The organism is Kitasatospora sp. NPDC001660, from assembly GCF_053596725.1.
On the sequence record NZ_JBSFGU010000040.1, the window covers coordinates 30349 to 51374 of the forward strand.

A 21026-nucleotide genomic window follows, 5' to 3' on the forward strand; every position below is an offset into this window, starting at 1 on the left:
GTTCGCTCGCTCCGCTGTTCGCTCGCTCCGCTGTTCGCTCGCTCCGCTGTTCGCTCGCTCCGCTGTTCGCTCGCTCCGCTGTTCGCTCGCTCCGCTGTTCGCTCGCTCCGCTCGCTCACTGCGCACCGCCCGTCCGGAACCCGCGGGCGTAGTACCGCTCCAGGTAGTACTGGCCGACCGCCAGCATGCTGGTGACCACGAGGTACCAGAGGGTGGCCACCGTCAGCAGCGGGATGATCTCGTAGGTCTCGTTGTAGATGAGCTGCACCGAGTAGAGCAGGTCATGCACGGCCAGCACGCTCACGATGCTGGTGCCCTTGAGCGCGCTGATCAGCATGTTTCCGACGGCCGGCACGATCGAGCGCATCGCCTGCGGGATGACGACCCGCCGCAGTACCCGCGCCCGGCCAAGCCCGAGGGAACGTGCTGCCTCCAGCTGGCCGCGTTCCACCGACAGGACGCCGCCGCGTACGACTTCGGCGGCGAAGGCGGCTTCGAGCAGGGTCAGGCCGATGATCGCGGTGAGGGTGGGGCCGAGCAGGTTCACCGTCCGGGCGTGCAGCAACTCCGCTCCGCCGAAGGGTATTCGGAGGCTCACGGTCGGGTAGAGGGCGCCGATGTTGAAGAAGAACAGCAACTGCACGAGCGGAGGCGTCGAGCGGAAGACCCAGACGTAACCCCAGCTCACCGCCCGCAGGACCGGATTGTCGGACAGTCGCATGACAGCCAGCACAGTGCCGAGCGCGAAGCCGATGGAAAGGGTGAGAAGGGCGAGCCAGAGGGTCAGTGACAGGCCGTCGAGGACTGCCGCGGAGGCGAAGTACCGCCCCACGACGTCCCATTGGAACGCGTGGTTGTGAACCACTGAGTTCAGTGCCACCAGGAGGAGCACGGCGACGACCAGGCCCGACAGGACGCGTCCGGGGCGGCGGCGGGGGACGATCGGGGCGTCGGTGAGGATCGATCCGGGCGATGCGGCGGCGGTGGCGGGCAGGACGTCCTGCGAGGTGGCCATAGCGAGGGGACTCCAGTGCGGCAGGGCTGATGGGTGAACTGCCGTCATGCACTCCGCGTCCCTCAACGCGGCCGGGCCGTTAACCCGTTGCTAGCCCGCTCCGACCACGATCGTACGTGGGATCCGGCACGCGCTGTCAACCACGCACCGTCGATCCCGCATCTCGGGCAGTGGTTGACGGATCCGTACCATCGCTGCTCAACTAACGCCATGAACGCCGTGCCGCCCCTGGTCACCCGCGACCACATCGACTTCGGTCGGGTGTGGTCCGCAGCGTGTCCGGGCTGATCCGGCAGCGGGCCTCCTGACCGGCCCTGTTCTCCTGCGGAGACCTCCCTCGGTACCCGTCCCGGGCCGACACTTCCGTCCCTCGCGCCCGCTCCGCGGAGCCGGCGCCGCGCGGACGGATGTCCGACGCACCCTGCCGCTCCCCAGTCGCCGCCGCTCGCTCCAGCTGACCGGCCGCCGTCACGCACGCCTGCGAATTCCCATGCCGCCCCGCGCGCCGCCGTCCGACTCTGCGTCGGCCGGCCGGCGGAGCCTACCCGCGTCCCGAAAGGCCGACCGCCATGCCTGTCGAGTTCCTCGGAATCGCCGCCACCAGCGACGGATCGGAGACCGCCGCCCGCACCACTGCCTCGTCCTTCGACCGTGACTACACGCTGCGCCTGGCCCGCGCCCACGAGGACAACGGCTGGGACCGGGTGCTGTTCGCCTACGGCGCCGGATCCCCCGATCCCGCGCCCGCCGCCGCCTACCTCGCCGCCAAGCTGGACCGCCTGCAGATCCTGCTCGCCCATCGGCCGAACGTGTCCTACCCCACCTTCGCCGCCAAGACCTTCGCCACCCTCGACCGGATCAGCGACGGCCGGCTGACCGTGCACTTCATCACCGGCGGCAGCGACCACGAACAGCAGCGCGAGGGAGACTTTCTGACGAAAAACCAGCGGTACGACCGGACCGGCGAGTACATCCGGATCGTCAAGCGGGCCTGGACCAGCAAGGAGCCCTTCGACCACGAGGGCGAGCACTACCGCTTCAACGACTTCGTCTCCGACGTCTTCCCCGTCCAGCAGCCACGGCCCGCGGTCTCCTTCGGCGGTTCCTCGCCCGCCGCCTACGCGGTCGGTGGAGCTGAGGCGGACATCTACTGCCTGTGGGGCGAACCGCTGGCCCGGACGGCCGAGCAGATCGAAGCCGTGAAGGCGGCGGCACGTGCGGCGGGCCGTACCGACGTCCCGCGAATCCAGGTGGCATTCCGGCCGATCATCGCACCGACCGAGGAACTGGCCTGGGAGAAGGCCCACCGGACCGTCGAGGCCATCAACGTCCGCAAGGCGAACGGCGATCATCTGGTCCGCCGCCGCTACCAGCCGCTCGCCGACGGCAGCTTCCGGCCCGAGAACACCGGCTCGCAGCGACTGCTGGAGATCGCAGCGGCGGGCGAGCGCTACGACCGGGCGCTGTGGACCCCGACGGCGGCCGCCACGGGTGGGGCCGGCAACTCCAACGCCTTGGTCGGCACGCCCGAGACGGTTGCGCAGGCCCTGCTGGACTACTACGACCTCGGCGTCGACATCCTCTCCGCGCGCGGCTACCACCTGCTGGACGACGCGATCGACTTCGGCCGCTACGTCATCCCGATCGTCCGCGAGGAGGTCGCCAAGCGCGACGCCGAGAAGGCGGCCCGCGCCGAGGCCGACCGGCACCAGCTGATCGCCCTGCAGGTATGACCCGGGCCGAGGAGCGGGTCCTGGAGGTTCGGCGGGTACGCCTCGACGACCCGCTGGTCGAACCGCTGGTCCGGGAGCTGACGTACGAGTACGTCAGCCGCTACGGCGAGGGCGCCCGCGCCGAGATGAGCCGCCACCCGGGGGACGAATTCGCCCCGCCGGACGGCCTGTTGCTCTTGCTGCTGCACGAGGGGCGGGCGGTGGCCGGCGGCGCCTACCGGCGCTACGACCGGTCGACCGCGGAGCTGAAGCGGGTCTGGACCGACTCCCGCTACCGCAGGCGCGGCCTGGCGCGGAGAGTGCTCGCCGAACTGGAACGCAGCGCGGCGGCGGCCGGCTACCGGCGGATCCACCTCACCACCGGTGCTCGCCAGCCGGAGGCCAAGTTCCTGTACCTGGCGGCCGGTTACACCCCGCTGTTTGACCTCGCCGCCGACCCGGCGGCCACCGGCCCGCTGCCCTTCGAGAAACATCTGAGGAAGGAGGGATCGTGAGACGCGTACTACTGGCCGCCGCAGCCGTCGCCCTGCTGGCCGGCTGCGGCTCCACAGCCCCCAGCCCCGCAGGGGCCTCGGGCCAGGGCCAGGATGTGGTCGCGGGGGAGAAGAAGGCGGACGCCGTCGCCGCCCTGCTGCCCGAGGACGTCCGCAGAGCCGGTGTGCTGAAGGTCGGTGCGTCCATCGGCACCCCGCCGTCGGCCTACTACCCCGACCCGGCGAAGAAGGAGGCGGCGGGCGTCGACATCGACGTCACCGACGCCGTCGCCAAGGTCCTGGGCATCACCGTGGACCGCCAGGAGGCGTCCTTCGAGTCCATCCTCCCCGCTCTCGGCAGCGGCAAGTTCGATATCGGGACGGGCAACTTCGGTGTCACCACCGCCCGCCTGAAGACGATCGACTTCGTCACCTACATCGACGACGGCCAGGGCTTCGCCATCCGGAAGGACAACACCTCCATCCAGCCCGTCACCGACCTCACCCAGCTCTGCGGACTGACCATCGGCACCGGCGCCGGAACCACCTTCGAGACGACGCTCAACGCCAAGAAGGGCGTCTGCGCGGCCGCCGGCAAGAAACCGTACGAGGTGAAGGCCTACTCCGACAATGCCGCCATCCTCATCAGCCTGCAGCAGAGCCGGGTGGACAGCGTGATGTCGACCATCAACGGCCTGCGCTACCAGGAGAGCCGACCCGCCTCCAACACCAGGTTCCTGGGCGAGTTCCACCGGCTGGACGTCGGCTTCGCCTTCAAGAAGAGCTCGCCGCTGACCCCCGCCTTTCAGGCCGCCGTCAACCAACTGATCAAGGACGGCACCTACGACCGCATCCTGCGGAAGTGGGGCATCACCGACTCCGCGATCAAGGAATCGCAGATCAGCCCGCCGGAGCACCCATGAGCACCGTCATCCGAACCGGGAGACCGGCCGACACCGCACCCGTCGAGAGCCTGGCCGACCTCCCCGTCGTCCCGGCCCGCCATCCCTGGCGCTGGGCGGCCGGCGCCGCCGCCCTGGTCCTGGTCGCGCAGTTCCTGCACGGACTGGCCACCAACGCCGGTTGGGACTGGCCGACCTTCCAGGCATACCTCATCACCCCCGTCATCCTGCAAGCGGTCGGTGTCACCATCCAACTCACCTGCTACGGGACGGTCCTGGGCTTCGGCATCGGCGCCGTCGTCGCCGCCCTGCGGCTCTCCCGCAGCCCCGTACTCCAGACCATCGCCTGGACGTACACCTGGGCCTTCCGTTCGATTCCGCTGATCGTCCAGCTGGTCTTCTGGTTCAACCTCTCCTACCTGTACAAGCAGTTGGGCGTCGGCGTCCCGTTCGGCCCGACCTTCCTCTCCTTCGACACCAACAGCCTGCTCGGCGCGACCGGAGCCGCCGTCCTCGGACTCGCTCTGCACCAGGCCGCATACGCGGCGGAGATCATCCGGGCCGGCGTGATCGCGGTCGACGGCGGCCAGTCGGAGGCGGCAGCGGCGCTGGGGATCCCGCGCCTGCGGCAGGTACGGCGGATCATCCTGCCGCAGGCCATGCGGGCGATCCTGCCGAACGCCGCCAACGAGGTCGTCTCGCTGTTCAAGGGCACCTCGATCGTCTACGTGATGGCGATCGGCGAACTCTTCTACCAGGTCCAGGTGATCTACGGCCGGACCGGCCGCGTCGTACCGCTGCTGATGGTCGCGACCGTCTGGTACGTCGTGCTCACCACGCTGCTGTCGATCGCCCAGTACTACGTGGAGCGGCACTTCGCCCGCGGCAGCCTGCGCAACCCGCCACCGACCCCGTGGCAGCGCGTCCGCGGGATCTTCCGTGACTTCCTGGCCGACCGACCGACTGCGAGGACCACCCCATGACCACCCCCGTGATGGTCGACATCCGAGGCGTGCACAAGAGCTTCGGCCGACTCGAAGTGCTGCGCGGCGTCGACCTCCAGGTGGCGCCCGGCTCAGTCACCGTCATCCTCGGTCCGTCCGGCTCCGGCAAGTCCACGCTGCTGCGAGCGGTGAACCACCTGGAGAAGCTCGACAAGGGCTACGTCTCCATCGACGGCGAACTGATCGGCTACCGCTACGCCGGCGCCAAGCTGCACGAGCGACCCGAGCGGGACGTGCTGCGCCAGCGCACCGACATCGGCTTCGTCTTCCAGAATTTCAACCTCTTTCCGCACCTCACCGTGCTGGAGAACCTCACCGAGGCCCCGGTCAGCGCCCTCAAGAAGCCCAAAGCAGATGCTCGTTCGCACGCCCTCGTCCTGCTCGCCAGGGTCGGCCTCGCCGACAAGGCCGACGCCTACCCGCGCCAACTGTCCGGCGGCCAGCAGCAGCGCGTCGCCATCGCCAGGGCGCTCGCGCTGGAACCCAAGGTGCTGCTCTTCGACGAGCCCACCTCCGCGCTCGACCCCGAACTGGTGGGGGAGGTCCTGGACGTGATCAGGGACCTCGCCCGGGCCGGCACCACCATGATCGTGGTCACCCACGAGATCGGGTTCGCCCGCGAGGTGGCGGACACGGTGGTGTTCATGGACGGCGGGGTGGTCGTCGAAAAGGGACCGCCTGCCGACGTCCTGGACCATCCGCAGCACGAACGCACCCGCGCCTTCCTCTCCAAAGTCCTCTGACCTTCTGCACTGGAGCCAACGCCATGCCCCTGCCCCGCCGCGCCCTTGTCGCCTCCGCACTCGGCCTGGCCGCTGCGCTCACCCTGACCGCCTGCGGCAGTGCCAACACCGCCTCCGCCGACCTCGGCGCGGGAGAGGGGAGCGCCGCGCCCGACGGCACCGTGGTCAACCTGACCGCCGATCAGAAGCGCATCACCACCCCGAAAGTGACCGACATCGCGACGCTCGTGCCGGACGCCATCAGACAGCGTGGCACCCTTGAGGTAGTCGACAGCCTGGGCACCACCCCGCCGCTCGACTTCTACGCCACCGACAACAAGACCATCATCGGCGTCGAGCCGGACATCGCGTACCTGATCGGCGATGTCCTCGGCCTCAAGGTCGAGTTGAACCAGGTCTCCTGGGAGAACGTCTTCGTCGGCCTGGACAGCGGCAAGTACGACGTCGGCCTGACCAACATCACCGTGACCGAGGAGCGCAAGGAGAAGTACGACTTCGCCACCTACCGCCTGGACATACTCGGCTTCGAGACGAAGAAGGGCAGCGGCTGGAAAGTCACCGGCCCCAAGGACGTGGCCGGCCGCACCATCGCGGTGCAGTCCGGCACCAACCAGGAGAAGCTGCTGGTCGGCTGGAACGACCAGAACGTCAAGGCCGGACTCAAGCCGGTGGACATCAAGTACTACCAGAACGCCTCCGACCGCTACCTGGCCCTCTCCTCCGGCCGGATCGACGCCTACCTCGGCCCCAACCCGCTGCTCGCCTTCCACGCCGCGCAGACCGGCGAGACCGAGGTGATCGGCACCTACTCCGGTGCCGGAGCCGACACCGTCGGCAAGATCGGAGCCACCACCCGGAAGGACGACGGCCTGGTCAAGGCCCTCAACTCGGCGATCAACGAGATCATCAGGAACGGGACCTACGGGCAGGCGCTCATGCGCTGGGGCCTGGCGAACGAGGCCGTCCCGACCTCGGAGATCAACCCGCCCGGGCTGCCCAAGACCAACCCGTAGCCCAGGCATCCCGAAGGACCCCCTCATGCGACTGAAGCCGTGCCGCCGTGCTCGCGGCAGCCGCGGACGTCCGCCGAGATCGCCGAACGGCTGTACGCCGACGCCGCGTTCCGCGAGGTCGAGGAGGCCGTGTTCGCGCTGCCCTTCACCACCTTCGACCACGAGGACTACGTGCAGATCCTCACCGACACTGGTTCGTGGCCCAGTTGGAAGAGCAGCCGTCTCCCAAGCGGCGTGCCGCAGGTTCGAGTCTTGCCGGACAGCAAAGAACCGACCGGTTTCGCGGACCTCGCGAATTGGGCAACCAGCAGAATCTGGCGGGCAAAAGAACTCAGAGGATTTGGCCGCATCACCCGGGCGAACGAGGCTGGATTCAGGGCGTGGGGAACATCACGGCCGATGCGGCTTCCGTGCGCAGCCTCTCACACGCCTCTCACGGATGGGGCGTCATGGGGCGGCATCAGATGTCATGTGGAGCGGGCGGGATGGGCCCTGACCTGCGCGATTCGGACTGGTGAACATCAGTCGGATGACCGTTCGGCCGCTCGGGGGCAAGCGGGTCTGGGGTGATCAGGGTCCGTCACTTCCGGATGGCGGTGGATCGTCTCCTCTGGCGCTGTGGCGCGGCGTCAGTAACATGAGTCTTCCTCACGTTCATGTCAGGAGGCTGCCATGCCGGATCGCTTCGACCTGCCGACGGGGTTCCGCTGGGGCGTCGCCACCGCCGCCTACCAGATCGAGGGGGCGGTGGACGAGGACGGCCGTGGCCTCTCCGTCTGGGACACCTTCTCCGCCCGCCCCGGAGCCGTCCGCGACGGCCACACCGGCGCGATGGCCTGCGACCACTACCATCGGTACCCCGAGGACATCGCGCTGATGAAGGGCCTCGGGCTGGACGGCTACCGCTTCTCCGTCGCCTGGCCCCGCGTCCTGCCCACCGGCGCGGGTGCTGCCAATCCGGCCGGCCTCGCCTTCTACGACCGTCTGGTCGACGCCGTGCTGGACGCGGGTATCACCCCGCTACCCACTCTCTTCCACTGGGACCTCCCGCAGGCCCTGGAGGACCACGGCGGCTGGCTCAACCGCGATACCGCGTACCGCTTCGCCGAGTACGCCGGGATCGTCACCGACCGCCTCGGCGACCGCATCCCCACCTGGGTCACCCTCAACGAACCCTTCGTCCACACCGTCTTCGGCTATGCGCTCGGCACCCATGCCCCCGGCCGCGCCCTCATGTTCGAGGCCCTCCCCGCCGCCCACCACCAGCTCCTCGCCCATGGGCTGGCGGCCTCCCTGCTCCACGAGCGCGGCCTTGAGGTCATGCTCTCCAACAACCTCACCCCCGTCCATCCGGCATCCGATTCCGCCCAGGACGCGGCCGCCGCCGAAGCCTACGACGCCCTCCACAACCGCCTGTTCACCGACCCCGTCCTCCTCGGCCGCTACCCCGACCTCTCAGCCCTCGGCGTCCCCGACGACATCTACGGCGCCATCCGACCCGGCGACACCGACCTCATCCACACCCCCGGCCTCGACGGCCTCGGCCTCAACTACTACAACCCCACCCGCGTCGCGGCCCCCACCGACCCCGGTCTCCCCTTCGGTCTCGTCGACATCCCCGACGTCCCCCACACCGCCTTCGGCTGGCCCGTCGTCCCCGATGCCCTACACCAACTCCTCCTGCGCCTTCGGGACGTGTACGGCAAGGCCCTCCCTCCCATCACCATCACCGAAAACGGTTGCTCCGTCGCCGAGGACACCGTCCCCGACCAGCCCCGCATCGACTTCATGGCCGCCCACCTCGACGCCCTCGCCCGAGCCATCGCCGACGGCATCGACGCCCGCGGCTACTACACTTGGTCGCTGATCGACAACTTCGAGTGGGCGGAGGGGTTCACTCAAAGGTTCGGCCTGGTCCACGTCGACTTCGCGACGCAGCGCCGCACGCCGAAGGCCTCCTACGCCTGGTACCGGGACCTGATTGCCACCCACCGGGCGAGGTTTGCGGAGTAAGCGGGCCGGGCGACCGCGCTTGCCGTCGCCCCGTCCTTCGTCCGCGACCACCCCGTGCGGTTCCCTCCGCGGACATCGTGGCCGGCGAGGCCGCCTGGACGCTGGTGCTGCTCGCCGCCTTTCGCCGTGACCAGCGGACCGCAGGCGTCGTGGGGCGCCCGCGGTCCGCTGGTGCCACTAGCCGACCACCGCCGGGGAGCGGGGTGCCTCGGGGGCGGCCTCCGGCTGGTAGAACTCGGTGTGGCCTTCGACGTGGAGGTGGGGCAGGCGGCGGTCCAGCCAGGCAGGCAGCCACCAGTTGCCGCGGCCGAGCAGGTGCATCACGGCCGGTACCAGCAGCAGTCGGACCAGCGTGGCGTCGATCAGGATGGCCGACCCCATGCCGACGCCGATGACCTTGATCGGCAGGTCGGGCGCCGGGACGAAGGCCGCGAACACGGCGACCATGATGGCCGCCGCCGCGGTGATCACCCGCGCGGTGCCCGCCAGTCCGCGGACGATGGACTCCGCGTTGTCGTCGGTGCGCAGCCAGGCCTCACGCATCCGACTCACCAGGAAGACCTCGTAGTCCATCGAGAGGCCGAACAGGACGGCGAAGGTCAGCACCGGGACGAAGGCCGGCAGCGGGGTGGGGCTGTCGATGCCGATCAACCGGCCAGCGGTGCCCCCTTCGAGAACGAGGGCGACCACGCCGTACGCGGCGCCGACGGAGAGCAGGTTCATCACAGCGGCCTTGAGGGCGACGGCGAGGCTGCGGAAGGCCACCAGGAGCAGGAGCATCGACACCGTGACCACGCCGCCGACCAGAAGCGGGATGCGGCGGGCGATGTTGTCGGTGCTGTCGATCGCGCTGGCGGTCGCCCCGCCGACGTGCACCCGGACGCCGGGGCCGACCGCACCCGGGATGACGTGATCGCGGAGGTCGCGGACCAGGGACTTGGTTTCACTGGACTGCGGACCGCTGTCCGGGACGACGGTGAGCAGCAGCGAGCGGCCGTCGGAGCCGGGCACCGGAGGGGTCACCGCCGTGACGCCGGGCACCGCCTTCAGCGCGGTGGGCAGCGCGGCCGTCGCGTCGGCGGGGGTGCCCGGCGCCAACTCGGCGACCAGGACCAGCGGTCCGTTGCTTCCCGGTCCGAAGCCGGTGGCCACCGTGTCGTACGCCAGCCGGTTCGAGCGCCCGGCGGGGTCGTTGCCCGCGTCGGGGAAGCCGAAGCGCACGCCCAGGAACGGCGCCGCGAGCGCCAGCAGGACGACGACCCCGGTGACGGCACCGAGGACGCGGTGACGCTCGACGAGCCTGCTCCAGCGCAGCCAGCCGGCGCCCACCGAGCTCTCGCCCTGGGCGGCGCGGCGCTGGGGCAGGGGCAGCCGGAGGCGCTCGATGTGTCGGCCGAGGTAGCCGAGCAGGGCGGGGAAGAGCGTGGCGGACGCGGCGATCACGACGAGCACGGAGAGGATCGCCGAGACCGCGGCGCCGCGCATGAACGACAGGCCCATCGCGAACAGCCCGAGCATGCTGACCACCACGGTCATTCCGGCGACCACGACCGCGCGGCCCGCGGTGTCCAGGGCGGCGACCGTGGCGGCCTCGGGTTCGAGCCCCTCGGCGCGCCACTCGCGGAACCGGGTGACCAGCAGCAGCGCGTAGTCGATGCCGACGCCGATGCCCAGCATCGCGGCGAGCGAGGTCGACCAGTCCGGGACCGGCATGATCGCGGCGAGGACCGGCAGCAGGGCGCTGCTGACCGCGAGCCCGCCGAGCGCGGTGAGCAGCGGCAGGCCGGCGGCCACGACCGAACCGAAGGTGACCACCAGGATCAGGGCGGCGGCCGCAATGCCGATGCCCTCCGAGCCGATCGCGCCCTGCTCGGCCTGCTGGACCGTCATGCCGCCGAGGTGGACGCGCAGGCCGCCGTCGACGGGGCGGGCGAGGTCGAGCAGCCGCTGGGTGTCCGCCTTCGGCATGTCGGGGGCGACGGCGACGTCCAGGTGGATCTGTCCGAGGGCGGTGCGGCCGTCGGCCGACACCTTGCCGCGCGGGCCGTACGGGTCGTCGATGCCGCTGACGTGCGGCACCTCGGCCATCCGGGCGAGCAGGTCCTTGACCCGGTCGCGGGTGGCGGTGTCGGTCACGCTGCCGTCGGAGGTCAGCACCAGGCTGATCGATTCACCGCCCAGCCCGGGGAAGTCCCGTGCCAGCAGCTGCTGGGCCTGCTTGGAGTCCGAGCCGGGCGCGGTGTAGTCGGCGCTGTACTTGGCGCCGAGGCCGGCCGAGAGGCCGAAGGCCGCGCCGGCGGCGAGCAGCCAGAGCAGCACCGTGCGGCCCCGGTTCCGGAAGCTCCAGCCGGCTATTCGGCCGAGCGGGCCGGGTCTGTGTGGCCCGCTCTCCCCGGCGGCTGTCCGCCGATCCTCGCGCAGTCCCTGGGACATGTGGTCCTCCGTGGGTCGTCAGGGGCTCCGCCCCCAGGCAAAGCGTTACGCTTCATAACGCGCCTTACGAAGCGTAACGTTTCCCTCGACGGGTACGGATTGTCAACGCGGTGACTGGCGCAGCGAGCGGATGGAGATGCGATGACGGGTAGGGCGACCGACGGGAGCGGGGGGCGGAGCCGCCGTGAGCGGCTGCGCGCCGACACGGTGGAGGAGATCAAGCACGCGGCCCTGAGCCTGATCGTCGAGCGCGGCGCCGCGAACCTCCGCTTCACCGACATCGCCCGCAGCATGGGGATGACCCCGCCTGCGCTCTACCGCTACTTCGCCGACCGGGACGAGCTGCTCACCGCCCTGGTCGCCGACTCGTACGACAGCCTGTCGGACGCGTTGGCGGCGACCCGCGGGACCGTGCCGGCGGACGACCTGGACGGACGCTTCGTGGCCACCTGCACCGGCTACCGCACCTGGGCGCAGCGGAATCCGGAGCGCTTCGCCCTCATCTTCGGCTCCCCCGTGCCCGGGTACGCGGCCCCACCGGACGGACCGACCGTGGTGGCCGCCCGGCGGGCGATGGAGCACATGGTCGAACTCGTCGCCGACACGGCCGAACGCGGCCGGCTCGGCAGCCCGCTGGTGCCGGACGCGGCGGAATCCCTGATGCTGGCCTGGGCCACCGTGCACGGCTTCGTCGCCCTCGAGGCGCACGGCCACTTCCACGCGCTCGACCAGGACGCGCGGGACCGCCTCTTCGCAGTCCAGGCGGGCGTCGCCGCGCGCACCGCAGGCCTGTCGCCGGCCGTGGACCAGTGGTGATCAAGGCCCGCGCGGCAGACGGCCGTGGCTGGTGGGTGGAGGAAGGCGAACCTCCCCGACGCGCCGGCTGGTCCGGACTCGCCGGAGCGCAACGAACTGACGCAAATCCCCGGAGTGCTCGTCAAGAGCGGACGCTTCCCCGCCGGCGGGTGCATCGAACAACTCCGAGCAGAACCTGGCGATGAGGCGCTCGAAAACCAGTGGACCAGCGCCACCGTGCGCCATTACCGTGCTGCCGAGCCAAGTCGTCTAGGCAAGGACATGCCGTTGTACACCCTGTGAGACCTCCCGATTGCTGATCTGTCGCGCGTCGCGCCTGTGCGCCGCGCTGCTTTTTGCTGCGGACTTCTCACTGAAACCGGTGTACTTCTGTGCTCAATGACTGGGTGGTCATGCCCACCTGTCTGCCGACCGTTCTCCGCCGTTGCCCCGCGTGCGCGTCCGACCGTTTCCGGGCGAACGGCAAATTCCGCGTCAACGCAAACCACAAGCTCCTCGACGCCTGGCTCCTCGTGCTCTGCACCGCTTGCGGGGACACGGCGAAGCTCACGGTCCTGGAGCGGATAAACGTGCGCTCCGTACGGCCTGAGCTGCTGGACCGGATGCACGACAACGACCCTGGCCTGGCGGCTGAGCTGCTCCAGGATCCGGTCGTGCGGCGCCGTAATCGCATCGCCCTCGACTGGGACAACTCCTGGCGACTCGACACCGGCGGATCGGATCACCTGGACCGCGAGGTGATCGACATCTCGGTCCGCTTCGCGGCGCGGATCCCTGTCCGGCCGGTGCGACTGATCGCTGAAGGGTGCGGTCTTTCGCGGGCCGAGGTCGAGAGACTGATCACGGAGGGCAAACTCGTCTCGGCAGTCCGGCTGAGCGGCAAGCTCTCCGGCGACTTCACCTTCACGCTCAAGCGCTGAGCCCTCCCCGGGACCAGGGGCCTGTCCGGCAAGATCCGCCGGACAGGCCCTAGCAGTGGCAATACCGGCAGGTCCACTACTGCAAGGCCAAGAAGGGCTCGCCGACCAGCTCCGCGCCCCAGCGTGCGCGAACATCACCGCAGTGGTGACGGCGGTCCAGGCGATGCCCAGCGGGGAGTGGTGCGGGCGGAAGCCGGCCACCAGCACCCAGGTGGACTGCACCAGCAGGTAGGCGGCCAGCAGCGCGAACCCCGCACTGAAATCGCCGTTGTGGCAGGTCAGAGCTTGATCGCTACGACAGGCAAGTCAGGCAAGTTGCTCGACGTCGGGTAGCGCGGCGAGCCGCCGACAGGGATCAGGCCGTCGAGGACGTCGACGACGAAATGGGACGCGGGGCATCGCTGCGAACTCGTCTCGTGAGTCGTCGTTCAGCACCGTGTGCGTATCAGGTGACGGATCCTCAGCGATGGCCGGGCCCGCCGGTCAGTCGGTGCCTTCGATGATGCGGAAGTCGCGCTCGACGCCGTCGGGGAGGGCCACCAGCGCCTTCTGGTATGCCTCGCTCTCGTATGCCGCGACGGCCTGTTCAAAACTGTCGAACTCGATCAGCACGACGCGTTGCGTGATTCCGGCCTCGTGGGCGACGACTCGACCGCCCCGGGACAGGAGGCGCCCGCCCCCAGCCCGGACAGCCGGTCCGGCCAGCTTCTCGTAGGCAGTCAGCCTCTCAGGGTCGGAAATGGCGGGGTAGACACTGACCCAGTAGCCCTTAGCCATGGAAACCTCCTGTGTTCGGCCGGACAGGTCCGACTTCGAATTGCCACTCAAATCGATCGATCCCGGCGACGGGCACTGCGTCAGTTGAGTCGCCATATGCGGAGGTTAGGGCTTGATGCGCGGCCGGGGGAAAGACCGGTACGGGATAGACTCAGAACGGCTCGTTATCAATCGGCAGGGAGGGCACGTGGCGCCGGATACGGTGAGCCTGCGGTACTTCCTGGTGCTGGCGCAGGAGTTGAACTTCACCCGCGCGGCCGCACGGATCGGTATCGCACAGCCCGCACTCAGCGCCCGGATGCGCCGATTGGAGGCGGAACTCGGTACGGCCCTGCTGGTCCGCAACACGCGTAGCGTCGTTTTGACCACGGCCGGTGCGGCTTTGGCGGAGTCCGCTCCGCCCGCGCTGGCGGCGCTGGACCGGGCATGGGACACCGCCCGGAGCGCGGCGGCCGGTGAACTGGGCACGCTGCGCATCGGATACAGCCTCAGCGCCGGGGCCGAGACGGCACCGGCCCTGGTGGACAGGCTGATTCGCGACAACAGCGGACTCGAGGTCGGCGCGGTCCCGATGGCGACACCGGAGATCTCCCCCGCGGTCGCCGACGGCCGCATCGATGCCGGGATCACCCGCGGTGAACAACCGGGCCGTGGCGTGCGCCGGTTCCTGTTGCGGCGTGCGCGCATCGGGGTCCAGCTGGCGCAGCACCATCCGCTGGCCGAACACCCGGAGATCGAGATCGCCGACGCGGCCGCGTATCCGCTGCGACTCCCGGACCGTGCGGCCAACCCCGTGATCCACGATCAGCTGTCCGCACTGTTTCGAGACACCCGACCACACCCCCGATTCCACACGCCCGCAGTCTCTTTCGACATGTCTCAGCGCGACCTGCGCGACGGGGTCACCCTCGCCCCGGCCGGAGAAGCCGCGGCCACGGCACAACCGGCCGGTCTCACCTGGCGACCGCTGCGGGGCGCGCCCAGCCTGACGATCCACCTGGTCCTCCCACGCGAGCAGTCGCCACTACACCGCCGCATCCGTGCCGTCGCCAAAACCCTGGCGCACGAGCTGCAATGGCTGCGGGACTGACGCGCAAGAGGTCAAGCGAGACGGACGCCTGCGGTGGCGAGGCCGAAGACCCTGCGCCCGGCGGACTTCGCGGTGATGGCGACGACGGCGGTCTTGCTCAATGTCCGACACGACCTCGCTACGCCGGCGGATCAGCATCCGAAAGCCTGAGCACGAACGCGCCTTCGAGGTACTTGCCGAGCGGCTGTACCAAGCACTCCAACGGACCCGAGCCGACTGGGCTGCCGACTGCGCGCGATGGCATCGAGACCACGAACCGGCCTAACAGTCCCTTGGATATCGGTCAGGCAAGTTCGCTCCGGAGTACTTGCCTGATTTGCCTTCTCTGAACTAGCCGAAGGATGACGCGGCATCGCACTGCGTCAGCGATCTCGAGGATGATCTCCGCCCGACCGGGAACATCGCAGGTCGCGCTCCCCCCGGCGCTGCGGCCAGGCGTGGCACGTTACTCCTTGCCGATGGTTTGCAGCTCGACGGGCCGGTCGGCCACGTCCATCGTCTGCGGCGTGGCCAGCAGCTTGTTCAGCCCAAGGGTCAACTGCACGACGAACACGCTCAGTAGGACGGCCAGGGTTATTCGGACCAGGCTGTAGCCGGCGTCGACGTTCGCCGCGGTCTCGTAGTCACCGGGCGTTTGGAGGTTGGAGTTGGTCACGAACGAGACGTATACCGCGGCGAGAACCGACAGGAACCACGCGCCGTAGGTCCAGACGACTCCGCGGCCGCCTGGCAGGGCCCTGATCCATCCCAGCCCGATGTCGGTGCGTGACATGGCGTTCGCGTGGCCGGCGCGTGCCCACCACTGGTAGGCGTACAGAACTGCCATGAAGACTACGAAGCGCAACATGCTCGTGGTGTTGATCGTTTGGAGTGTGCTGTGCAAAGCCTGCCGGTCATAGCCGTTGCCAGCGGCGGCCAAGGCCCACTGGTGGGCCCGCGTGCGCTCGGCGGAGAACCGCACGGCCTCGCTGACGATGGCCACCGCGGCTGCAGCCAGTACCGTGAGCAGTGGGCCCGTCATCGAAACCCGCCCGGGACTCACCTTGGACTGGACCAGCAACGCCGCCTTGTCGTTGCGCCCGCGACGGTGAGGCGGCTTCGACAAGTCGCTCTCCTGCTGACAGACCGGACACAGCCCTTTGATCCCGTCAAAAGCAACTTCACGCTGCCGACACTTCCGGCACGTCAGGAGCATCCCGCGCCCCCTCCTTGCTTGATCGCGGTTGAATGGAACGCCGCATCCTATTGGGTCCGCCAGAGAGGCGTCGATGCCTCTAACGCAGTAAGATCGAGAATGGGTGCAGTGGTGTCCGACCTCCTCGGCGACGGCCGGGTTCGGCTCGCCGGGACCGGCCTCGATGAGTGCGAGGGCGCGAACGCACTCGAGATGCGCCGCCGCTGCGAGCATGGCGGTATGTCCGCCCAGCGATCGGCCGGCCAGCACGACCTGCCCGAGATCGAGTTGCTCCAGTGCGGCGAAGACGTGGGCCCTCGCCGACTGCTTCCAGCACCTCGCGGGGCGAGGACTTCTGCGAGTGGGCGATCCGCTACTGGCCGCCAGCCACTTCGCGTGGCTCGTCCTGAGCATTCCGATGGGCCGCGCCATGTTCCACGGGTTACGACGGGACCCAGCCCGCATACCACCGCCCCGTGCGCCGACCGTGGCGGTCGCATTCAGGAGTGTGTCACCGCCCCGTCCTGTCCTCCGGGTGCCCGCTGAAGAAGTCGACCAAGCTCTGCGGTGCGCGCTCGCCGAGGCAGAGGTCAAGAATCTCGTGGGCGTCCGCGTAGAAGGCCTCGCTGCGCGGGAAGAGCTCCTTCTCGTAGGCGGCAAGCGCCGCTTCGACGTCGTCGGGGTGCTGGGCGATGGCCTTGCCGAGTTCGGCACCGTCGAACATCGCCAGGTTGGCGCCGTCGCCGGACGGCGGCATCAGGTGCGCGGCGTCGCCGAGCAGTGTCACGCCAGGCACCCGGTCCCAGCGGTGTCCGTCCGGGAGGGTGTGGATCATGCGTGCCACCGGGGCGGTCTCGCCGTCGGTGATCAGCGCGGTGAGGTGCGGCGTCCACCCGTCGAACTCGGCCGCGACCCGGGCGGTCGCGGCCGCGGTGTCGGTGAAGTCCGTGGCGGCGATCCACTCGGCCGAACGGTTCAGCTCGACGTAGGTGTGGAGGATGCCACCCGCCTCACGGTGGGCGACGATCCCCTTGCCGGGGGCGAGTGCGTACATGGCGCCTCGGCCGACCAGTGCGGCCGTCGCGGGGTGCCGCTCGTCGACATCGTGCAGGTAGGTCTCGACGAACGTCGTGCCGGTGTAGACGGGCCGGGCGTCGGAGAGCAGGGGTCGCACCCTCGACCAGGCGCCGTCCGCTCCGACCAGGATGTTGCTGGTCTCGGTCGAGCCGTCGGTGAAGGTCAGCTCGTGCCGGCCGTCGCCGAGCGGCCGGACGCAGGCGACCTTGCTGCCCCAGCGCACCGTCTCCTCGGGCAGGGAGTCGAGCAGGATCCGGCGCAGGTCGCCGCGGAGCACCTCGGGGCGTACCGCAGTGCCGTCGGAGGGGACGTCCAACAGCAGCGCGCCGTGCTGGTCGAGCACTCGGGCGGCGTCGCCGCCCTCGTGGATGATCGCGCGGAACTCGTCGGTGAGGCCGGCGTCCGCAAGGGCGCGCTGTCCGTCCTCCGCGTGGATGTCGAGCTGGCCGCCCTGGGCGCGGGACGCGGCGGAGGGGTCGGCCTCGTGGACGGTGGCGGTGATGCCGTGGACGTGCAGGACGCGCGCGAGGGTGAGGCCGCCCAGGCCCGCGCCGATGATCGTGACCGGTGTCGTCATGGTGTTCCCTCCGAAGCAATGATGGAACGTTGTTCCATTGCCCATGTTGGAACGGCGATCCATTCATGTCAAACTGAGTTCATGGCCATCAAGAAGCAGCGGGCTGTACGGCGCACGGACGCGCTGTCGAAGGAACGGATCGTGGAGGCGGCGATCGAGATCCTCGACTCCGACGGCGAGGGCGCGCTGACCTTCCGCGCGCTCGCGGCCCACCTGGCCACCGGAAGCGGGGCGATCTACTGGCACGTCGCCAACAAGGGCGACCTGCTGGCGGCGGCCACCAACGACGTGATCGCCCGGGTCATGGCGGACCTGCCCGGCGGCGCGTGTCCGCGGGAGGCGATCCGGGCCCTCGCGCTCGGGCTCTTCGACGCGATCGACGCACACCCCTGGGTCGGCACCCAGCTCTCCCGCGCGCCGTGGCTGGCCGCGATTCCGCAGATCTTCGAGGGTTTCGGCAGCCGGCTGGAGGAGCTCGGTGTGCCCGAGGGGGCGCAGTTCGACGCCACGTCCACGCTCGTGATCCATGTCCTCGGCGTCGCCGGACAGAACGCCGCCAACGCTCGCCTGCACGCGCACAGGACCGATCGGACGGCCTTCCTGGGTGAGATCGCACAGCAGTGGGCCCAGCTCGATCCCGCTCGGTACCCGTTCGTGCACCGGGTGGCGGCGCAGTTGCCCGAGCACGACGACCGGGAGCAGTTCCTGGCCGGCATCGACCTCATCCTGGGCGGCATCGAGGCCGCCCACCCGGGTCCGTCCCCCCGGACCTGACTCGAACTCGAGCGGGTCGGGGGCCGAAACCGGGTGCCACGCGCTCGGAACGGGAGGGCCGCCAGCCGAGGTCGGTGAGGAGTTCGCGGACGGTCTGCTTGGCCCTGGGGTCCTCGCCGGAGAAAAACACCGTGGGCGTCTGGGTGAGCGTGGCCGGCGCGGTCATCACCGGAAAGAGCATGGTGTTGATGACAGGGCGTTCGACGGATCCGGTGGTCGCCACCAATGGTTCGCTGGTGGCCCGACCACGGGAAAGGTCGGCTCCCGACGAACCGTTCCAGATGCCAGGACGTCGTCACCGTGGTCGGCCTCACCTCGCTCGACTGTGCCTTGTTGCGCGACCAGTAGGCGTACCCGGCCGACCACCTGGAGCCGCGGACCCCGGCCCTCTGGTGCTGGCGCCGGCCGTATCGTCACCATGTGACACCGAGACCACCGCGCAGGATTCGCGTCGACGGACTTGAGTACCGCTGGACGGTCCAGGCCGTCGACCCCAGCCATGTCGCTGTCCGCGTCTGGCTCGACGGGCCCGGTCGGCGTCGCCAAATCGTCGTCTCCGTGCGGTTCGACGACTACTGGCTGCTCTTCCCGGAAATCCTGGCGAGGGGTGAGACGGCCACTGAGTCGCTCAACCTCGAACCTGTCACACCCGGTCTGACAACCGCCCTCGTCCGCGCCGGTATCGCAGCCGGAGGCGGCGGGGGAGCCTCCCGTCAGGACCTGCCCGGCCCGCCACTAAAGTCTGATCTTGTCGGGACAATCCCGATCTCTCACAGGGGGAATCAGACATGAAGCTCCATCACCTCAGACGGTCGGGCGGCGGGAGGACCCGGTCCGTCCTCGCCGTGCTCGCTGTGCTCGGTGGACTGCAGGGCGGGCTGGCCGCCGTGGCGCACGCGGACCGGACGGTGTCGCTGTGCACCTCCGCCAACGGGCCGTACGGCTCGGCCGCCGTGGGTGGCGGGCGGTACCTGATCATGCCGGACGAGTGGAACTCATCGGCCGAGGTCTGCCTGAGCAGCGACGGCGGCGCGGACTTCGCCGTCACCAGCAGCGCGCTCGCCAGCGCCACCAACACCCGGCCTGGCGCCCCGGGCGCCTACCCGCGCATCGAGTACCTGCCCCGGACCGGTGAACTCCCCACTCCCGTGGCCACCATGGGCGACACCCTGACCAGCTGGAGCACCACCGCCGGTGTCGCGGGCCAGTACGACACGGCGTACGACCTCTGGTACGCGGACTCCGCCGCCGGCTGCGGCGCGACCACCCCGCACGAGCTGATGATCTGGCTCAACCGCCAGCAGGGTCCGGTTCCGCTGGGCACCGCCACCCAGCAGACCACCATCGGCGGCCACCCGTACCAGGTCTACCAGTACCAGGACGCCACCACCGGCAAGCAGGTCATCAGCTACCTGATGACCACCCCGACCAGCTCGGTCTACGACCTCAACCTGCGGACGGTCACCGCCGACGCGGTGGTCCACGGCTACGTTCCCGCCACCGGTCAACTCTGCTCGGTGCAGGCCGGGTTCGAGATCTGGAACGGCGGCGCGGGGCTGGCCACCAACTCCTTCTCCTACCAGCCTGCCACCGGTCTGCCCACTGGCAACGTGACCTCCGGCCTGCCCGGCAAGTGCCTGGACGCCGGGAACAACGGCGCCAACACCGCCGACTACAGCATGCCGGTCGACGTCTGGGACTGCGCCACCACGCCCGGCCAGACCTGGACGGTCGGCAATGACGGCACCGTCCAGGCGCTCGGCAAGTGCCTGGACGTCACCGGCGGTGGCCGCACCAACGGCACACCCGTCCAGCTCTACCCCTGCAACGGCACCGGCTCCCAGGTCTGGACCCCGAGCGGCAAGGGCCTGCAGAACCCGCAGTCCGGCCTCTGTCTGGCCGACCCCGCGGCCTCGACCACCAACGGCACCCGGCTGATCCTGTGGACCTGCGGCGCCAGCGGCCAGGACTGGCGCTACCCGTACTCCGGCCAGCCGATCTGGACGGCCTTCACCAACAAGGCCGCCAACCTCTGCCTGAGCGGCGGGGTCGAGAGCGCCACCTCGATCACCCTGCACGGCTGCGCCACCGTCCCCACCCCGCCGCAGAACTGGAGCTACGTCAACGACGGAACCCTGCGCCACTCCAGCGGCGCCTGCCTCGACGCGGGCACCGCCGCCACCGTGGGCAGCCTCGTCCAGCTCGCCCCCTGTGCGGGCTCCACCAGCCAGCAGTGGCTCCTCTCCCCGTCCGGATACCTCCTCAATCCGGCCTCCTCCCTCTGCCTCGACGACCCCGGGTCCACCGGGACCCCGGGCGTCCCGCTCGACCTGTGGACCTGCAACGGCACGAACGCCCAGGTCTGGTACTCCGCCGTCTGACGCCCCGTCGGCCTCCGTCGTCTCCGGCGGGGGCCGACACTGTCACGCGCATGGCGACCCGCACGGCGGGTTACACGCTTGTATGTTCGGGAACCGGCGAGTGCGGCGGGG

At 69.7% G+C, this 21026-nt stretch carries 17 protein-coding genes and 2 pseudogenes; 13 read left to right on the top strand and 6 right to left on the bottom strand.

Annotated elements, in window-relative coordinates; genetic code table 11:
• Positions 1-115: 115 nt before the first annotated feature.
• Positions 116-1015 carry an amino acid ABC transporter permease gene (locus ACWCXH_RS30800; protein ID WP_449804766.1) on the bottom strand — a complete coding sequence of 300 codons (900 nt, stop codon included), beginning with the start codon at positions 1013-1015 and terminating at the stop codon, positions 116-118.
• 569 nt (positions 1016-1584) lie between these two features.
• Here ACWCXH_RS30800 and ACWCXH_RS30805 point away from each other — a divergent pair.
• From ACWCXH_RS30805 to ACWCXH_RS30840, 8 genes and pseudogenes are all read left to right on the top strand, one after another.
• Positions 1585-2748, top strand: a complete 1164-nt coding sequence (locus tag ACWCXH_RS30805; RefSeq protein ID WP_449804767.1) for an LLM class flavin-dependent oxidoreductase — start codon at positions 1585-1587, stop codon at positions 2746-2748.
• Entirely contained in the window at positions 2745-3242 is a 498-nt protein-coding gene (locus tag ACWCXH_RS30810; protein ID WP_449804768.1) for a GNAT family N-acetyltransferase, read from the top strand. Before ACWCXH_RS30805 ends, ACWCXH_RS30810 begins: the two co-directional genes overlap by 4 nt.
• A complete protein-coding gene (locus ACWCXH_RS30815) occupies positions 3236-4144 on the top strand; it encodes an ABC transporter substrate-binding protein (RefSeq protein ID WP_449804786.1) in 909 nt (302 codons plus the stop codon). Before ACWCXH_RS30810 ends, ACWCXH_RS30815 begins: the two co-directional genes overlap by 7 nt.
• Positions 4141-5106 (top strand): amino acid ABC transporter permease, encoded by a 966-nt coding sequence (locus ACWCXH_RS30820; protein WP_449804769.1) that lies wholly within the window; start codon positions 4141-4143, stop codon positions 5104-5106. The genes ACWCXH_RS30815 and ACWCXH_RS30820 overlap by 4 nt, the downstream gene beginning before the upstream one ends.
• The gene (locus ACWCXH_RS30825) at positions 5103-5870 is read left to right on the top strand and encodes an amino acid ABC transporter ATP-binding protein (RefSeq protein WP_449804770.1); all 768 of its coding nucleotides are present in this window, start codon (positions 5103-5105) and stop codon (positions 5868-5870) included. Before ACWCXH_RS30820 ends, ACWCXH_RS30825 begins: the two co-directional genes overlap by 4 nt.
• Before the next feature lie 23 nt (positions 5871-5893).
• A complete protein-coding gene (locus ACWCXH_RS30830; RefSeq protein WP_449804771.1) occupies positions 5894-6883 on the top strand; it encodes an ABC transporter substrate-binding protein in 990 nt (329 codons plus the stop codon).
• A gap of 66 nt (positions 6884-6949) precedes the next feature.
• Positions 6950-7072, top strand: a pseudogene (locus ACWCXH_RS30835) (LLM class flavin-dependent oxidoreductase); the annotation flags it as partial.
• A gap of 483 nt (positions 7073-7555) precedes the next feature.
• Positions 7556-8896: a GH1 family beta-glucosidase gene (locus ACWCXH_RS30840; RefSeq protein ID WP_449804772.1), complete on the top strand. Its 1341-nt coding sequence runs from the start codon at positions 7556-7558 to the stop codon at positions 8894-8896.
• Positions 8897-9073: 177 nt separating this feature from the next.
• Here the strand turns inward: ACWCXH_RS30840 and ACWCXH_RS30845 are convergent, their stop codons facing one another.
• Entirely contained in the window at positions 9074-11329 is a 2256-nt protein-coding gene (locus tag ACWCXH_RS30845) for an MMPL family transporter (RefSeq protein ID WP_449804773.1), read from the bottom strand.
• Positions 11330-11470: 141 nt separating this feature from the next.
• Here ACWCXH_RS30845 and ACWCXH_RS30850 point away from each other — a divergent pair, with 141 nt between their 5' ends.
• Both ACWCXH_RS30850 and ACWCXH_RS30855 read left to right on the top strand, forming a co-directional pair.
• On the top strand, positions 11471-12145 hold the full coding sequence (locus tag ACWCXH_RS30850; protein WP_449804774.1) for a TetR/AcrR family transcriptional regulator: 675 nt from the start codon (positions 11471-11473) through the stop codon (positions 12143-12145).
• A gap of 371 nt (positions 12146-12516) precedes the next feature.
• The gene (locus ACWCXH_RS30855; RefSeq protein ID WP_449804775.1) at positions 12517-13065 is read left to right on the top strand and encodes a DUF1062 domain-containing protein; all 549 of its coding nucleotides are present in this window, start codon (positions 12517-12519) and stop codon (positions 13063-13065) included.
• A gap of 483 nt (positions 13066-13548) precedes the next feature.
• On the opposite strand, the gene ACWCXH_RS30860 is transcribed toward ACWCXH_RS30855, so the two are convergent.
• The gene (locus tag ACWCXH_RS30860; RefSeq protein WP_449804787.1) at positions 13549-13842 is read right to left on the bottom strand and encodes a DUF1330 domain-containing protein; all 294 of its coding nucleotides are present in this window, start codon (positions 13840-13842) and stop codon (positions 13549-13551) included.
• A 187-nt stretch (positions 13843-14029) separates the two neighbouring features.
• Between ACWCXH_RS30860 and ACWCXH_RS30865 the strand changes: the two genes are divergently transcribed.
• Entirely contained in the window at positions 14030-14932 is a 903-nt protein-coding gene (locus ACWCXH_RS30865) for a LysR family transcriptional regulator (protein ID WP_449804776.1), read from the top strand.
• Positions 14933-15377: 445 nt separating this feature from the next.
• On the opposite strand, the gene ACWCXH_RS30870 is transcribed toward ACWCXH_RS30865, so the two are convergent.
• Both ACWCXH_RS30870 and ACWCXH_RS30875 read right to left on the bottom strand, forming a co-directional pair.
• Complete coding sequence (locus tag ACWCXH_RS30870) at positions 15378-16127, bottom strand: hypothetical protein (protein WP_449804777.1); 750 nt, start codon at positions 16125-16127, stop codon at positions 15378-15380.
• 490 nt (positions 16128-16617) lie between these two features.
• The gene (locus ACWCXH_RS30875; protein WP_449804778.1) at positions 16618-17760 is read right to left on the bottom strand and encodes an FAD-dependent oxidoreductase; all 1143 of its coding nucleotides are present in this window, start codon (positions 17758-17760) and stop codon (positions 16618-16620) included.
• Between the two features lie 81 nt (positions 17761-17841).
• Here ACWCXH_RS30875 and ACWCXH_RS30880 point away from each other — a divergent pair, with 81 nt between their 5' ends.
• A complete protein-coding gene (locus ACWCXH_RS30880; protein ID WP_449804779.1) occupies positions 17842-18534 on the top strand; it encodes a TetR/AcrR family transcriptional regulator in 693 nt (230 codons plus the stop codon).
• A gap of 58 nt (positions 18535-18592) precedes the next feature.
• Here the strand turns inward: ACWCXH_RS30880 and ACWCXH_RS30885 are convergent.
• Positions 18593-18724: pseudogene (locus ACWCXH_RS30885) on the bottom strand (NADPH-dependent F420 reductase); the annotation flags it as partial.
• A gap of 598 nt (positions 18725-19322) precedes the next feature.
• On the opposite strand from ACWCXH_RS30885, the gene ACWCXH_RS30890 reads away from it, so the two are divergent.
• Positions 19323-20915: a ricin-type beta-trefoil lectin domain protein gene (locus ACWCXH_RS30890; protein WP_449804780.1), complete on the top strand. Its 1593-nt coding sequence runs from the start codon at positions 19323-19325 to the stop codon at positions 20913-20915.
• Positions 20916-21026 lie beyond the last annotated feature (111 nt).

Excerpts from the sequence above, each read along its gene's own strand:
- ACWCXH_RS30800 (WP_449804766.1), bottom strand. The coding sequence starts at position 1,015 with ATGGCCACCTCGCAGGACGTCCTGCCCGCCACCGCCGCCGCATCGCCC.
- ACWCXH_RS30805 (WP_449804767.1), top strand. The coding sequence starts at position 1,585 with ATGCCTGTCGAGTTCCTCGGAATCGCCGCCACCAGCGACGGATCGGAG.
- ACWCXH_RS30810 (WP_449804768.1), top strand. The coding sequence starts at position 2,745 with ATGACCCGGGCCGAGGAGCGGGTCCTGGAGGTTCGGCGGGTACGCCTC.
- ACWCXH_RS30820 (WP_449804769.1), top strand. The coding sequence starts at position 4,141 with ATGAGCACCGTCATCCGAACCGGGAGACCGGCCGACACCGCACCCGTC.
- ACWCXH_RS30825 (WP_449804770.1), top strand. The coding sequence starts at position 5,103 with ATGACCACCCCCGTGATGGTCGACATCCGAGGCGTGCACAAGAGCTTC.
- ACWCXH_RS30830 (WP_449804771.1), top strand. The coding sequence starts at position 5,894 with ATGCCCCTGCCCCGCCGCGCCCTTGTCGCCTCCGCACTCGGCCTGGCC.
- ACWCXH_RS30840 (WP_449804772.1), top strand. The coding sequence starts at position 7,556 with ATGCCGGATCGCTTCGACCTGCCGACGGGGTTCCGCTGGGGCGTCGCC.
- ACWCXH_RS30845 (WP_449804773.1), bottom strand. The coding sequence starts at position 11,329 with ATGTCCCAGGGACTGCGCGAGGATCGGCGGACAGCCGCCGGGGAGAGC.
- ACWCXH_RS30850 (WP_449804774.1), top strand. The coding sequence starts at position 11,471 with ATGACGGGTAGGGCGACCGACGGGAGCGGGGGGCGGAGCCGCCGTGAG.
- ACWCXH_RS30860 (WP_449804787.1), bottom strand. The coding sequence starts at position 13,842 with ATGGCTAAGGGCTACTGGGTCAGTGTCTACCCCGCCATTTCCGACCCT.
- ACWCXH_RS30870 (WP_449804777.1), bottom strand. The coding sequence starts at position 16,127 with ATGCTCCTGACGTGCCGGAAGTGTCGGCAGCGTGAAGTTGCTTTTGAC.
- ACWCXH_RS30875 (WP_449804778.1), bottom strand. The coding sequence starts at position 17,760 with ATGACGACACCGGTCACGATCATCGGCGCGGGCCTGGGCGGCCTCACC.
- ACWCXH_RS30880 (WP_449804779.1), top strand. The coding sequence starts at position 17,842 with ATGGCCATCAAGAAGCAGCGGGCTGTACGGCGCACGGACGCGCTGTCG.
- ACWCXH_RS30890 (WP_449804780.1), top strand. The coding sequence starts at position 19,323 with ATGAAGCTCCATCACCTCAGACGGTCGGGCGGCGGGAGGACCCGGTCC.